Genomic DNA, 14,447 nt, shown 5'->3' on the forward strand with positions numbered 1-14,447 from the left:
TTTTTCCCGAGAAAGGACTTCCTCAGGCCATCCTGAGGAGGGTGTTTTTAACTTTGTGTAAACGGTCATTTGGCAGGAGACTGCCAGCCTCAAGGAGTACCCATGACCGTAGTAAAACGCACCAAGCGAGCGAAGCCCGACCCTGAACTCGTTAAGCTCGCCGACAGCCTGCTGGTCAATTACAAGAAACCGGAAGATTTGATTGGCGAAAACGGCCTGCTCAAGCCAGCTCACCAAGATGCTGGTCGAGCGTGCGCTGGAAGCCGAGATGACCGAGCACCTGGGCATGGCAAGAGTGGATCGATCTTCAACGCCGGCGGTAATGCCCGTAACGGTCACAGCGACAAAACCCTCAAGGGCGATTTCGGCGAACTGCCGCTGGCCATCCCTCGTGACCGCCAGGCGCTGTTCGAGCCGCAGCTGGTGGCCAAGCAGCAAACCCGCTGGACGGGCTTCGACGACAAGATCATCTCGCTGTACGCCCGCGGCCTGAGCGTACGAGAGATCCAGGGGCACCTGGAGGAGATGTACGGCACCGAGGTCTCCCCAACCCTCATCTCGACCGTCACGGACGCGGTAAGCGACGAGGTGAAGCTCTGGCAGGGCCGTCCACTCGATCCGCTGTACCCGATCCTTTATCTGGACTGCATCCACGTCAAAGTGCGCGATGCCGGCGCGGTGCGGACCAAGGCGGTGTACCTGGCTATCGGGGTCAATATGGACGGGCACAAGGAAGTGCTGGGGCTGTGGATCGCCCAAACCGAGGGTGCCAAGTTCTGGTTGCAGGTAGTCACCGAGCTGAAGAACCGTGGCGTGCAGGACATTTTTATCGCCTGCGTGGACGGCCTCAAGGGCTTCCCCGAGGCGATCGAAACGGTCTATCCGAAAGCCTGCGTGCAGTTGTGTATCGTGCACATGGTGCGCAACAGCCTGAACTTCGTGTCCTGGAAAGCGCGCAAGGAAGTGGCCGCCGATCTGAAGCTGGTCTACACCTCGGCGACGGTCGAACTGGCCGAGCAACGGCTGACGGAGTTTGAAGAAAAGTGGGGTGGTCAGTACCAGTCAATCGGCCTGTCCTGGCGGCGTAACTGGGCACGGGTTATCCCGTTCTTCGACCATCCGGCCGAGATCCGCAAGGTGATCTACACCACCAACGCCATCGAATCGATCAACATGAGTTTGCGCAAGGTGATCAAGACCCGGGCCTCGTTCCCAACTGACGAGGCCGTGAGCAAGCTGTTTTATCTGGCGCTGAACAACATCAGCAAGAAGTGGACGATGCCGATACGGGACTGGAAAGCGGCTCTGAATCGCTTCAGTATCCAGTTCGAAGATCGATTGATGCAGGATTAATAGAAATCCCGTTTACACATAATCCGGGACACCCTCATCCTTAGCGTACGTTATTTTCCGGATTCTGCGGGCTCCCCAACAAGAACGACTTCATTGATGCCGAAGCGATCTGCGAAGCCGCATCGCGGCCCAGCATGCGCTTCGTCTCGCCCAAGATCGAGGCCCGGCAAACGCTCTCGGTATTGCACCGGATGCGTGATTCGCTGGTGCGTGATCGTACCAAGACGGCCAACCAGGCCCACGGTTTCCTGCTGGAGTTCGGCATCAGCCTGCCCAAGGGACTATCGCTGGTCAGACGACTGCCGAGCACGTTGGATGAGCATGAGCTGCCGCCTCGGCTGGTCGTACTCCTAACGCGCCTGCATCAGCATTCACGCTGTCTGGACGGACAGATCAAGGCACCGGACAAGGAAATGACCACCCAGCTTGAGGAAGATGACCTGGGGAGCCGCTTGCTGACGATTCCCTGTGTCGGCCCGATCACAGCCAGCCTGTTATCGGCCGAAATGGGCGATGGCAAGCAGTATGGCGGCAGCCGTGATTTCGCGGCATCGGTGGGGCTGGTACCCCGCCAGCACAGCACCGGCGGTCGAGCCAATTTGCTGGGTATCAGCAAACGAGGGAGACAAGTATCTGCGGCGGCTTTTAGTGCAGTGCGCCCGGGTCTACCTGCAGCGCCTGGAGCATCAGCAGGGTGCCTTGGCCCACTGGGTCCGCTCGCTACGGCAGCGACGCCATGCGAACATGGTGGTGCGCGCCCTGGCCAACAAGTTCTCCCGAGTCGCCTGGGCGTTCGCCGCCAACCACTCGGAATTCGAAGCAGGGCCAGTCGTCTACGCCGCCTGACCCGGCCATTCAGCTGTACCACGGAACACCCTTCCAGGTTTTGCGATGCTGAACAACCGATGACGTGAACGGCCACCGACCTGGTGAACAACCTGACATAAAAATCGGCTTTCGAAGCCGCCGGCTTTTCAGGATCACCAGGCGCGACTCTCATCGTGGCGCGGGGCATGCCCCAACGAGACGCTGGATAGATTTAGGCAAGCCATACAATCATCGCTGGTCAGTATTGCAGAAACGGGATGACCATAAATTTTTTCTTCAAAAAATCTCTTGCAGCACCCATCAGGCGGCGACAGCCGCCACCACCCTCACTCAAGACGCCAGAATCTTCCCCGGATTCATGATCCCGTGCGGATCGATCGCGCGCTTCACCGTCGCGATCAAGGACAGCTCCGCCGGATTGCGGCTGTAGTGCAACCACGGCCGCTTGTGCAGCCCAATGCCGTGCTCGGCCGAGACCGATCCCGACAGGCTGCGCACGATAGCGTAGAATGCAGCCTCGATGCGCTGTTCGGTCTTGCGGTCGTCAGTCGGCAGCGAACCCACCATGATATGCACGTTGCCGTCGCCGACGTGGCCGAAGTAGATCGCCCGAACGCCGGGGAAATCGCGCGCCAGCGCCTCGCGCATCCGGGCCACGCATTCCTCGATGCCCGAGATGGGCGCGGACACGTCGAAGTTGATGGTGGGCGCGAAGGTGCGCAGCATCTCGGAGATGGCATCGCGCAGTTCCCAGAAGGCTTGGGTCTGCGTGTGAGATTGGGCCACGGCGGCGTCGGCGATCCAGCCTTCGGCCAGCGCGTGTTCCAACATCGCCTCGAAGCGCGCCGCATCCTCTTCGGGTGCGGCCGCCTGCAGGTCCAGCAGCACGTATAGCGGATACGTGGCCGGCAGCGGCGCGGCGATGCCGCCGGCGGTTGTGGCCGCGGCATAGTAGTCCTGCCACATCATCTCGAATGCGCTGACCCGGCCGCCCAGGAGGTGCTGCGCATGGCGCAGCAGCTTGATGGCCGAGCCGAAATCGGGCGCGGCTACCAACGCGGTATTGGCACCCGAGACGCCCGGATGCAGGCGGAGCACGGCCTGCGTGATGATGCCCAGCGTGCCCTCGGTGCCGATGAACAGATGCTTCAGATCGGGGCCGGCATTGTTCTTGACCATCTTGTTCATCATGGACAGCACGGTTCCGTCGGGCAGCACGGCTTCCAGTCCCAGCACCAGGTCGCGCGCCATGCCGTAGCGGATCACGCGGTTGCCGCCCGCATTGGTGGCGATGTTGCCGCCGATCTGGCAGGAGCCGCGCGCGCCCAGGTCCAGCGCGAACAGAAAGCCCGCCGCCTGCGCGGCTTCCTGAACGACCTGCAGCGGCGTGCCGGCCAGGACGGTCATGGTGGCTGAGGCAGGGTCCAGTTCGACCACGCCGGACATGCGCTCCAGTGAAACGAGCACGCAGCCTTCTATCGGCGTGGCACCGCCGGCCAGGCCGGTCAGCCCGCCCTGCGGCACCACCGGGCAGCGTCCTGCATGGCATAATGACAGCACGCGCGCAATTTCGGCGGTGTCGTGCGGGCGCACCAAGGCCAGCGGCCTGCCGCCTTCCTCGCCGCTCCAGTCGTTCAGGTACCGGGCCTCGATGTCGGCGCCCGCCAGCACTTCGCCGATGCTGGCGTCGGCGCGCAGCGCGGCCAGAATTCGTTTAGGGTTCCAGGGCCCGGACGCCGGTTCCGATGCAGTGATGTTCATGAAGAGACTCCTCTTCCAGTTTATGGAACGGCCAGCGTGTCCAGCCTTTATGATGGGCGGCCGCGGATTCTGGGGAAAGAGCGAGTTACTAACCCGAAATTTTGTATCCGGACAGTCAAAAAGTTTTCCGATAAATATCCGTGAAACCCATAACACGCTGATGCTTTTGTGTTTTTATGATGTCAGACAATACCCCGTAATATCATTGCGATGTTCGAATACTTTGTTCCTCATTAGTAACAGGCGAGGAAGTGGGTAGATTGGCAGTCGCTAAACATCCCAACCCCCACACCCTGCTGTCGCCATGCAGCGGCCAGGCGATTCGCCCATTCTTCGAGTGGCTCGGTGAGCACTGCCAGCATATCGAGGCGGTCGCCATGGACATGAACACCGCTTTCGACCTGGAAGTGCAGCGGCACTGCCCTCAAGCCGACGTGGCCTACGACCTGTTCCATGGGGTGGCGCGCTACGGTCGTGAGGTGATCGACCATAGTCGCGTCGACCAGGCCAACCTCCTGCGCGATAACAAAACAGCGCGCAAGGTGGTGGTCAAGCGCAGCCGCTGGCTGCTGCTGCGCAACGCTGAGAACCTCAAGGACGGCCAAGCCGTGCAGTTGCAGGAATTGCTCGCCGCCAACCAGCCATTGGCCCACGGTCTATCTGCCACCGCCAAACTGAACGGGCTTGCCGACCTAGCATCCATCGGCTGATCTGTTTCTCGCTCCGCTTATTACCGAAACCGCCTAAAGAGATCAGAAGGCCAGTCAATGCTGCTGATTTCCTTCTGGAAGCCAGCCGCATGATGCGTTCGGGCGCGAAAGTCGAAATCTACCTCTACCCCAAACTGGATGCCTCATGATGCCCTATGGCCGCCAAGCCTGCTGCCGCGCAGGCTTCGTCCTGCCCCTCGTCGGCCCCAGAGACGCCGATGCCGCCGATGCATTCACCATCGAGTAGGATCGGCAGGCCCCCGCCGAACACCACCAGCCGCTCGCGTCTCGGCAGGCCGATGCGCAGGCGCGGGTTGTCACCCAGCACGTCGAGCCAGTCGCGGGTGGGGAAGCCGAAGCTCACGGCGGTGTACGCCTTGTCTTCGGCAATTTCCCGTGAATGTAGAAAGGCGCCGTTCATGCGCAGATAGGCCAACGGCAGGCCGGAGTGGTCAACCACACAGACGTTAATGCGCACGCCTAGCTTCTCTGCATGTGCCACGGCCGCACGGGTGGCGGCATAGGCGGCTTCCCAGTGCAGCGAGCGTTGATTCGTTGTTCTCATGTGCCGGACTCTGTGCAGGAGGAGGCAGGCTCATCGACCAATGGCCTTGGCGCTCTCGCCGCCGATGCCGAAGTGGACCTTGGGCATCTCGGTGATGATCACCCGCACGCTGGCCAGCGGCGCGTCCAGCGAGCGCGAGATGGCCTGGCTGACCTCGCGGATCAGCGACTCCTTCTGCTCGTCGCTGCGGCCTTCGAGGATATGGATCTGGGCAATAGGCATGGTGTGTCTCCTGAAGAAGAGGCCGCCCGTGCAGGGCGGCCGAATGGCTCAGATGAAGCGCGCGGAGACGCTGCCAAGCCCCTGATAGCGCACGGTGATGTTGTCGCCCGGCTCCACCGATACCGCAGCCGTGATGCCACCGGTCATGATGAATGTGCCGGCCGGTATGTGTTCGCCGCGCTCTGCCAGCAGGTTGGCGAGCATCGCCACGCTGGACAGCGGATGGCCGAGCACTGCGGCGCCGGCACCAAGTTCTACCACCTCACCGTTCTTCTCCATCACCACGCCGAGGGTGCGCAGGTCGACGTCTTCCAGATTGGCCATCTGGCCGCCGGTGATGAAACGCGTCGAGGAGGCGTTGTCGGCCACCACGCTGATCAGGTCGAACTTGAAGTTCTCGTAGCGCGAGTCGATCACCTCGACGGTGGGGATCACGTAGTCGACCGCTGCAATCACGTCACCGATGTGGCAACCGGGGCCTTGCAGCGGCGCCTTGGTGACCACCGAGATTTCCGCCTCGATCTTCGGATGGATCAGCTTGGAGCAATCCACCACGCCACCATCGGGCACGCTGAAGTAGTCGGCGAGAAAGCCGTAGATCGGCGTCTCCACGCCCATCTGCGCCATCTTCGCCCAAGAGGTCAGGCCCATCTTCAGGCCGACGATCTTGTTGCCGCGCGCCTCCTTGCGGCGGCGGATTTCCCACTGGATGTCGTAGGCATCGGCGAAGGTCATCTCGGGATAATCGTTGGTGACCTTGTGAATATCGTGCGCCTGCAATTCGGCGTTCTCGATGTGCTCGGCCAGGGCCAGCACCTGCTCGCGGTTGAGGGTACGGTTCATGCGCTCACCTTCTGGTTCTGGCGGGCCCGGGACATATCCAGGGCGAGGTCTTCGATCATGTCTTCCTGGCCGCCGACGGTGCCGCGGCGCCCCAGCTCGACCAGAATGTCGCGGGCCGGTACGCCGTATTTCTTCTCGGCGCGCTGGGCAAACAACAGGAACGAGCTGTATACGCCGGCATAGCCCAGGGTCAGCGCATCGCGGTCGACGCGGATCGGCTGGTCCATCATTGGCACGACGATGTCTTCGGCCACATCCATGATCTTGTAGAGGTCGATGCCGGTTTCCACGCCCATGCGCTTGCACACCGCGACGAAGACTTCCAGCGGGGTGTTGCCGGCACCGGCGCCGAGGCCGGCGACCGAGCCGTCGATACGCGAGGCGCCAGCTTCGATGGCGGCCAGCGAGTTGGCGATGGCCATGCCCATGTTGTGGTGGCCGTGGAAGCCGATCTCGGTGGCGGGGTTCAGCTCGGCGCGCAGCAGGCCGATCTTCTCGCTGACCTCATCGGGCAGCAGGTAGCCGGCCGAGTCGGTGCAGTAGATGCAGTTAGCGCCGTAGCTTTCCATCAGCCTGGCCTGCTCGAGCACTTTTTCCGCGCTGATCATGTGCGCCATCATCAGAAAGCCGACGGTATCGGCGCCCAGCTTGCGCGACATGCCGATGTGCTGCTCGGAGACGTCGGCCTCGGTGCAATGCGTGGCCACACGAATGGTGGAGACGCCACAGTCGAGCGCCATCTTCAGGTGGTCGACCGTGCCGATGCCCGGCAGCAGCAGGGCGGATACCTTGGCCTGCTTGAGGCGCGGGATTACCGCACGCAGGTATTCCTCGTCGCTGTGCGCGGGGAAGCCGTAGTTGATCGAGCGACCGCCGAGGCCGTCGCCGTGGGTGATCTCGATCAGCGGCATGCCGGCGGCGTCGAGGCCGGTGGCGACCGCGATCATCTGCTCGAGGCTGATCTGGTGGCGCTTGGCGTGCATGCCGTCGCGCAGGCTCATGTCGTGCAGGGTGACGTTCTTGCCTTGCAGATTCATGGTGCTACTCCTCAGGCCAGTGCCGCTTCACGACGTGGCAGTTGAATGGTGCCGCTGGCGATTTCCTCGGCGAACATCTCGCCAGTACGCAGCGCTGCGGCGGTCATGATGTCGAGGTTGCCGGCGTACTTGGGCAGGTAGTCGCCCAGGCCCTCGACTTCCATGAAGATCGAGACGCGGTTGCCGTCGAATACCGGGCCATTCTTCAGCCGGTAGCCGGGCACGTACTTCTGCACCTCGGCGATCATCGCGTGGACCGATGCGGTGATCGCATCCTGGTCCGGTTCGGTTTCGGTCAGGCAGTGGATGGTGTCGCGCATCATCAGCGGCGGCTCGGCCGGGTTGACGACGATGATCGCCTTGCCTTCCTTGGCCCCGCCGACCTGCTCGATGGCGCCGGCGGTGGTGCGGGTGAACTCGTCGATGTTCTTGCGGGTGCCCGGGCCGATGGAGCGCGAGGACACGGTGGCGACGATCTCGCCGTAGGCCACCGGCTGCACGCGCGATACCGCGGCGACCATCGGGATGGTGGCCTGGCCACCACAGGTGACCATGTTGACGTTCATTTCCAGCGTGCCGACATGCTGCTTGAGGTTCACCGGCGGCACGCAGTACGGGCCGATGGCGGCCGGGGTCAGGTCGACCATCAGCACGCCCAGCTCGTTGAGCTTGCGGCTGTTCTCGGCGTGTACATAGGCGGAGGTGGCATCGAAGGCGATGCGGATATCGTCCTCGAGCACGTGCGGCAGCAGGCCGTCGACGCCCTCGGCGGTGGTCTTCAGGCCGAACTCGCGGGCGCGCTTGAGGCCATCGGACTCGGGGTCGATGCCGACCATCCAGACCGGCTCGATCCACTCGGAACGCAGCATCTTCATCACCAGATCTGTGCCGATGTTGCCCGGGCCGATAATGGCGGCTTTCAGTTTCTTGCTCATCAGGCTGTCCTCGATCAGATGAAGCGCACGGAGGCGCTGCCGATGCCGCCGATCTCGACGCGCATGAAATCACCGGCCTTGACCGGTTCCAGCGGAACCAGCGAGCCGGACAGGATCACTTCGCCGGCCTTGAGGCCAATGCCGAAGTGGCCGAGGGTGTTGGCCAGCCAGGCCACGCAGTTGACCGGCGAGCCGAGCGCAGCCGCTCCAGCGCCGGTGGAGAGCAGCTGGCCGTTCTTCTCAACCAGCATGCCGCAGGTGACCAGATCGACCTGGCGCGGTGAGACGGCCTGGTCCCCCAGCACGAACAGCCCGCAGGAGGCGTTGTCCGCGACGGTGTCCTGGATCTTGATCTTCCAGTCCTGGATGCGCGAATCGACCACTTCGAAGCAGGGGATCACGCATTCGGTGGCAGCCAGCACGTCGGCGTTGGTCACGCCCGGCCCCATCAAATCCTTCTTGAGGATGAAGGCGATCTCGCCCTCGGCGCGTGGCTGGATCAGCCGCTCGCTGATCGGCATTGCCTCGCCGCTGTTGTAGACCATGGCATCGGTGAGGTAGCCGAAGTCCGGCTGGTGCACGCTGAGCATGTTCTGCACGGCCTTGCTGGTGACGCCGATCTTCTTGCCGATCACCCGCTCGCCGGCCGCCAGGCGGCGTTCGAGCATGCGCAGGGAGATGTGGTAGGCGTCCTCGACCGTGATGTCGAAGCCGCGGCTGGTCAGCGGCGACACGGTCTCGCGCTGGACCATCGCCTGGTAGAGCTCGTCGCCGAGTTCGTTGATCAATGTCTTGTCCATATCGGTCTCTCTCAGGAATGGAGGGCGTCGGCCTCGGCGAGGAAATTCTCGACCAGGCGGGCGAAACGCTCGGCGTGTTCGATCTGGGTCCAGTGGCCGCAATGGCCAAAGACGTGGAGTTGGGCGTTGGGAATCCACTGCGCGAGGGTCAGCGAAGCCTGCAGCGGGATGATCCGATCCTCGCGGCCATGGATGACCAGGGTTTCGTGGGGCAGGGCGCGGATATCGGCCTCGTTGCTGGCCAGATCGTCGACTCCGTTCTGCCGTGGCGGCGGGAACATCGCGGCGAACGACTCCTGGAAGCCCGGGCGGATGCTGGCTTGGTAGCGCAGCTCGGCCAGCTCGTCGTTGACCAGGGTGCGGTCGTGGGCGAACAGATCGAGCAGCCTGCGCATGTTGGCCAGCGACGGCGTGTAGCCCCACGCCATTTCCAGCCCCTCGGTGATCGGAAAGGCCACGCCGACGCTGCCCATCAGCACCAGCCGGCGCACGCGCTCGGGGTGACGGATGGCCAGTGCCAGCGCCAGCCCGCCGCCGAACGAGTTGCCGACGATGTCGCCCTGCTGGATGCCGAGGGCGTCGAGCACGCCGATGGCATGCTCGACCCAGCGCGCCTGGCTGTATTGTCCATCGGCCGGACGTTCGCTGTAGCCGAAGCCGAGCATGTCCGGAGCGACCACCCGGCGCGTCTGCGCCAGCTGCGGAATGATCCCGCGCCAGTTGGCCCAGGCGGTGACGCCCGGCCCGGAGCCGTGGATCAGCAGAACCGGGAAGCCTTCGCCCTGATCATGCAGGTTGGTGCGGTAGCCAGCGGCGAGGATTTCGCGACCGATTTCAGGGCTTTGCTGCGGTGCGTTCATGGCCAGCTCCTCAGAGTTTCACACAGATGTTTTTCAGCTCGGTGTAGAATTCCAGCGAGTGCACACCCCCTTCGCGCCCGATGCCCGACTGCTTGCTGCCGCCGAAGGCGGTGCGCAGGTCGCGCAGGAACCAGCTGTTGACCCAGGCGATGCCGGCCTCGATCTGCCCGGCGACGCGGTGGGCGCGCGAAGCGTTCTCGGTCCAGATCGCCGAGGCCAGGCCGTAAGGCAGGCTGTTGGCCAGTTCAATGGCTTCCTCCTCGCTGTCGAACGGGCGGATATGGCAGCAGGGGCCGAAGATTTCCTCGGTGACCACCGCCGAATCGTCGGTCAGGCCGGTCCAGATGGTCGGCTGCACCCAGGCGCCGCCGGCCAGGTGCGCCGGCATCTCCGGCACGCCGCCGCCGGTGACAACGGTGGCGCCGTCGTCGACTGCCTGCTGGTAGTAACTGAGGACTTTTTCACGGTGCTTGTGGCTGATCAGCGGGCCGAAATTGGCCTCTGGATCGTTCGGTTCGCCGATCTTCAACGCTTCGGCGCCGGCCTTCAGGCGGGCGACGAACGCGTCGAAGATCGGCCGCTCGACATACACCCGCTCGGTGCCCAGGCAGACTTGGCCGCAGTTGGCGAAGGCCGAGCGCAGGGTGCCCTCGATGGCCTTGTCCAGGTCACAGTCGGCGAAGACGATGCCGGCGTTCTTGCCGCCCAGCTCCAGCGACACCTGGCGCACGCCCTTGGCCGCGGCGCGCATGATGGTTTCGCCGGTGCCGGTCTCGCCGGTGAAGGTGTAGGCGTCGACGTCCGGGTGCTCGGTGAGGAAGGCCCCGGCCGAATCGCCGCCGAAACCGTGCACCACGTTGTACACGCCGGCCGGCACACCGGCGGCCTGCATCACCTCGCCGAGCAGGGTGGCGGTCAGCGGGGTTTCCTCGGATGGTTTTACCACCACGCAGTTGCCGCAGGCCAGGGCCGGGCCGACTTTCCAGGTCATCAGCAGCAGCGGCAGGTTCCACGGGCTGATCACGCCGATCACCCCCTTGGGCCGGCGCACGCCGTAGTTGAGTGCACCGGCGCCGTCCGGGGTGGCCATCTCGAAGGCTTCGGTCGGCACGTTCTTGATCAGGTCGGCGAACACCTTGAAATTGGCCGCGCCGCGCGGAATGTCGATGTGGCTGGCCAGGGATTTGGGCTTGCCGGTGTCCAGGCATTCGGCCTCGAGAAACTCATCGAAGCGCGCCGTGACGCCATCGGCCACGCGATGCAGAATCTCAGCGCGCTCGGCCACCGTCATCTTCCCCCATGGTCCCTTCAGCGCAGCGCGTGCCGCCCTGACCGCGGCGTCGACCTCGGCGCGGCCGGCCTCGTGCACGCGGCCGATCACCTGGCCATTGACCGGGTTGATGTCCTCGAAGGTGCGGCCGCTGGCCGAATCGACGAAGGCACCGTTAATGAAATGCTTGATCTCTTTCATCTGCGCAATCTCTGCAATAAGTCGAACCGAACCATCAGGTCAGCACGGTCATGAATCGTTCGTTGAGCACACGGTCGTGATAGAAGATCGCCTTGCCCAGGTCCTTAGCCAGCCAGGTCACCGGCTTGTGATCCGGATAGCTGTAGTTGCCGCCGCAGAACACCTCGCTGCGGTTACCGGACGGGTCGAAGAAGTAGATGGTCTTGCCGTGGGTCAGGCCATGACGGGTCGGGCCGATGTCGATAGAGGTGTCGGTCATGGAGATCAGGTCGGCGGCGCGAAGCACGTCTTCCCAGGTTTCGAGGTGAAAGGACACATGATGGAGGCGGCCTTTTTCCGGATGGTGAATGAAGGCCACGTCGTGGGCCTTGGTCGACAGACTGAGGAACTGGGCGACGCGCGTGCCATTTTCGTCCAGCACCTGTTCGGCCAGATAGAAGCCGAGCACCTTGGTGAACAGGTCATAGGTCGCCGGCAATTCGTCGCCATACAGTAGGCAATGATCGAAACGCACAGCCGCCATGCCTTTCAGATCGCGCGGCCATGCCTCGGGATTGACCTCATTCACACCCCACTTTCCAGTATATTCCTTGTCTGCATACAACTCGAAGTGATGCCCGGAGGGTGCCTGGAAGCGCACGCGCCGGCCACAACTGTTCAGCTCACCTGCGGGTAGCTGCTCAACGGCACAGCCATATGCCGTCAGATCCCGCTCCAGTTGCCGGAGAGCATCCTCATCCACAACCTTGAAACCCATAAAATCCATACCAGGTTCGTCGGCTTCGCGTAGCACCACGGAGAATTTGTCAACTTCGGTCCAAGCCTTGAGATAGACACGGCCCTGATCGTCACGGTCCATCTCGATCAGGCCCAGCAACTCGACGTAGTGTTCCAGGGCCTTGCTCATGTCCAGTACACGCAGCTGCACATGGCCGGGGCGCATTATACCTTTGTTCATGACGTCACCTTTTCTCTTTGTTGTGGGTCGACCGTATTTTCATAGCACGGCTTTGAATAACGCTCGATACATAGATCGCTACGGGCAAACAGTCGGCAGGCCAGGGCGTAGCCTTGTTCGCGGGCCTCTACCGGTACGTGCTTGCAGCTCATACGCCCGCATTCGTAATCACCGGTCAGCACCCGCACCTTACACAGGCCGCACCCGCCGCCGCGACAGCCAACTGGTAGGCAGTGCTTGTTCTGGGCCTCCATAGCACGAAGCACTGACTGCTGCGGCTGGCAGACGAAGCTCTCCCCATCAGGCCGTACAGTGATTTCAAAGACCGTTGGCATCCCGCCTCCGTCGACATGTGCGTCAGTGGGCACCGCTGCAGGACCTCCAAATACAAGTCCTGACCAGTTTGGCGATCGCTAGGGAAGTATTGATTGTCATCGCGGGAGCGCTGATTATTAAGGTGTAACGGAACGAACTCTTGTTATTGGTTTGCATTGTTCTCTCTAGCGATGCTCTTTGGCGCAGCATGTATGAAATCCTAATGGGTTACCGTGGTATCTGCGGTCCACTGGCACCAATGCGGTGGCTGCCTGTGCTTAGATCAGAATCTAACTATATTTACAGATCCAACGGCTCCCATGGGCGTCGGCCTAGCGGCTGAAACAAAGTGATATTTTGCACCTAGCACTAAACGCAAGCCTATGTGCATCACGTAACCCGTTCGCAGAAAACACTTCAATTACTCGCCTTCGAAACCTTAGCCACTATCGACACGGCCTCTTACCCTTGACGCAGCGCAATTTGCTCATGCGCCTCCCAGCCCATGCGCAGTCGGGCCTCAGCCACATCGGCATCGAGATCATGGTTCCATAGCCAGTCGAAACGAGTCGCCAGTATTTCCCCCACCAGCTGTTCGTCCGCACCTACAATGGGGTCGCGCAACTCGTATAACTCGCCGGTTTCCACAGTGGTTCGTTGCACACGACAGGCATGAGGGCGGCGCAGGTCGTCGTAAGCTCCAAGCAGCTCGGGGAGGTTGCCTGTTTCGGTCCGACTATCGCCCAACAGCCGGGCGAGGAAATAGGCGTCCTCAAGCCCTTGCCCTGCACCGGCCCCTTGGTGCGGCAGCATGGCGTGCGCTGCGTCGCCGATCAGGGCAACCCGACCGTGTACGTAGCCTGGCAGTTCCGGCAGGTCATGCAGTGCCCAGAGAGTTGGCGCCGGGATGCACCCCAGTAAGGCGCGCGGGGCATCGCCCCAGCCCGCGAACGCATCGAGCATCTCGCGCTGGCTCGCTTCCCGTACCCAGGGAGCGTCCGCGGGCCAAGTCGGTTCCGGCTGGCTACGGTCGGAGGTGAACGCTACCACGTTGACAATGCGGCCTTTTCTCACCGGGAAGGTAAGAATATGGCCATCGAGCCCTAAGTACATCTGCGGGACATCCACCAAGTGCTCGTCAATGCCCTTTATTCTAAAGGCTTCGCGCAGTTGCAGGCTATCTACCATGCCCCGGTATGCACAGGTACCGCTAAAACGTGGTTCTAGATGATCCAGCCCCTGACCTTCCAGCACATAGCTACGAAGCGCTGACTTAATGCCGTCGGCGCCGATTAGAAGATCGCAGCGGTACTCTGTGCCGTCGGCGAATAGCACTTGCAGTTCATCACCCTGCTGCTCGATTTGGGTGGCACGCTTCCTAAATTGGGCGATACCTTCTGGAAGGTGTCTTACTAGGGCGTCAAGGAAATCAGCCCGGTGTACAGAGGACTGACCTACGCCCGGCGCAATGGTGGCGCCTAGATAGCTAGCATCGCTACCGCGCCGCCATTCAAACCAAATATCCTCCCAAGGCTGCGGAGTCCGATCAGCAACCTGAAAGTAGGATTGACCCAAACCCAAACCGACAATGGCGCGCACTGCGTTAGGCCCGAAGGACACACCAGCACCGACTTCACCGAACGCCGGGGCAGCCTCGAATAGCTGCACATTAAGATGGGAGTGTTTGCACAAGCTCAATGCCAAGGCAAGGCCTGAAATTCCGCCGCCGACTATAGCGACGCGCAAGGCTGGTTTCTTAGCGTTCATGTCGTTCATGCAATACCTGTCA

The 14,447-nt window shown here is 62.2% G+C and carries 12 protein-coding genes and 3 pseudogenes; 3 read left to right on the top strand and 12 right to left on the bottom strand.

All coding sequences use genetic code 11. From position 1 onward, the window contains the following. The first annotated feature begins 102 nt into the window (after positions 1–102). Positions 103–1,353: pseudogene (locus CW305_RS18135) on the top strand (IS256 family transposase). Between the two features lie 77 nt (positions 1,354–1,430). Further along, positions 1,431–2,199: pseudogene (locus CW305_RS18140) on the top strand (IS110 family RNA-guided transposase); the annotation flags it as partial. Positions 2,200–2,511: 312 nt separating this feature from the next. Here CW305_RS18140 and CW305_RS18145 read toward each other — a convergent pair. Beyond that, positions 2,512–3,942: an FAD-binding oxidoreductase gene (locus tag CW305_RS18145; RefSeq protein WP_009397186.1), complete on the bottom strand. Its 1,431-nt coding sequence runs from the start codon at positions 3,940–3,942 to the stop codon at positions 2,512–2,514. Positions 3,943–4,250: 308 nt separating this feature from the next. Here CW305_RS18145 and CW305_RS18150 point away from each other — a divergent pair. Continuing rightward, positions 4,251–4,589 (top strand): annotated as a pseudogene (locus tag CW305_RS18150) (ISL3 family transposase); the annotation flags it as partial. A gap of 187 nt (positions 4,590–4,776) precedes the next feature. On the opposite strand, the gene CW305_RS18155 reads toward CW305_RS18150, so the two are convergent. The 11 genes from CW305_RS18155 to salA all read right to left on the bottom strand — a co-directional run bounded on the left by CW305_RS18155 (position 4,777) and on the right by salA (position 14,434). After that, entirely contained in the window at positions 4,777–5,217 is a 441-nt protein-coding gene (locus CW305_RS18155; protein ID WP_003292104.1) for a GlcG/HbpS family heme-binding protein, read from the bottom strand. A 30-nt stretch (positions 5,218–5,247) separates the two neighbouring features. Continuing rightward, complete coding sequence (locus tag CW305_RS18160; RefSeq protein WP_370737501.1) at positions 5,248–5,484, bottom strand: 2-hydroxymuconate tautomerase; 237 nt, start codon at positions 5,482–5,484, stop codon at positions 5,248–5,250. A gap of 3 nt (positions 5,485–5,487) precedes the next feature. Further along, positions 5,488–6,282: a 2-oxo-3-hexenedioate decarboxylase gene (gene dmpH, locus CW305_RS18165; RefSeq protein WP_009397184.1), complete on the bottom strand. Its 795-nt coding sequence runs from the start codon at positions 6,280–6,282 to the stop codon at positions 5,488–5,490. Beyond that, positions 6,279–7,319 (bottom strand): 4-hydroxy-2-oxovalerate aldolase, encoded by a 1,041-nt coding sequence (gene dmpG / locus CW305_RS18170; RefSeq protein ID WP_104098552.1) that lies wholly within the window; start codon positions 7,317–7,319, stop codon positions 6,279–6,281. Before dmpG ends, dmpH begins: the two co-directional genes overlap by 4 nt. Positions 7,320–7,330: 11 nt before the next feature. Then, positions 7,331–8,254 carry an acetaldehyde dehydrogenase (acetylating) gene (locus CW305_RS18175; RefSeq protein WP_003292099.1) on the bottom strand — a complete coding sequence of 308 codons (924 nt, stop codon included), beginning with the start codon at positions 8,252–8,254 and terminating at the stop codon, positions 7,331–7,333. Positions 8,255–8,268: 14 nt separating this feature from the next. After that, on the bottom strand, positions 8,269–9,054 hold the full coding sequence (dmpE, locus tag CW305_RS18180) for a 2-oxopent-4-enoate hydratase (RefSeq protein WP_003292096.1): 786 nt from the start codon (positions 9,052–9,054) through the stop codon (positions 8,269–8,271). An 11-nt stretch (positions 9,055–9,065) separates the two neighbouring features. Continuing rightward, positions 9,066–9,914, bottom strand: coding sequence for an alpha/beta fold hydrolase (locus CW305_RS18185; protein WP_003292095.1), 849 nt, complete (start codon positions 9,912–9,914; stop codon positions 9,066–9,068). Positions 9,915–9,924: 10 nt separating this feature from the next. Then, the gene (locus CW305_RS18190; RefSeq protein ID WP_104098553.1) at positions 9,925–11,385 is read right to left on the bottom strand and encodes a 2-hydroxymuconic semialdehyde dehydrogenase; all 1,461 of its coding nucleotides are present in this window, start codon (positions 11,383–11,385) and stop codon (positions 9,925–9,927) included. Between the two features lie 34 nt (positions 11,386–11,419). After that, entirely contained in the window at positions 11,420–12,343 is a 924-nt protein-coding gene (locus CW305_RS18195; protein WP_003292092.1) for a catechol 2,3-dioxygenase, read from the bottom strand. Continuing rightward, positions 12,340–12,678 (bottom strand): 2Fe-2S iron-sulfur cluster binding domain-containing protein, encoded by a 339-nt coding sequence (locus tag CW305_RS18200; protein ID WP_003292091.1) that lies wholly within the window; start codon positions 12,676–12,678, stop codon positions 12,340–12,342. The genes CW305_RS18195 and CW305_RS18200 overlap by 4 nt, the downstream gene beginning before the upstream one ends. A 442-nt stretch (positions 12,679–13,120) precedes the next feature. Then, positions 13,121–14,434: a salicylate 1-monooxygenase gene (gene salA, locus CW305_RS18205; protein ID WP_014819623.1), complete on the bottom strand. Its 1,314-nt coding sequence runs from the start codon at positions 14,432–14,434 to the stop codon at positions 13,121–13,123. Positions 14,435–14,447: the final 13 nt, after the last annotated feature.

Source organism: Stutzerimonas kunmingensis, from assembly GCF_002929225.1.
GTDB lineage: Bacteria > Pseudomonadota > Gammaproteobacteria > Pseudomonadales > Pseudomonadaceae > Stutzerimonas.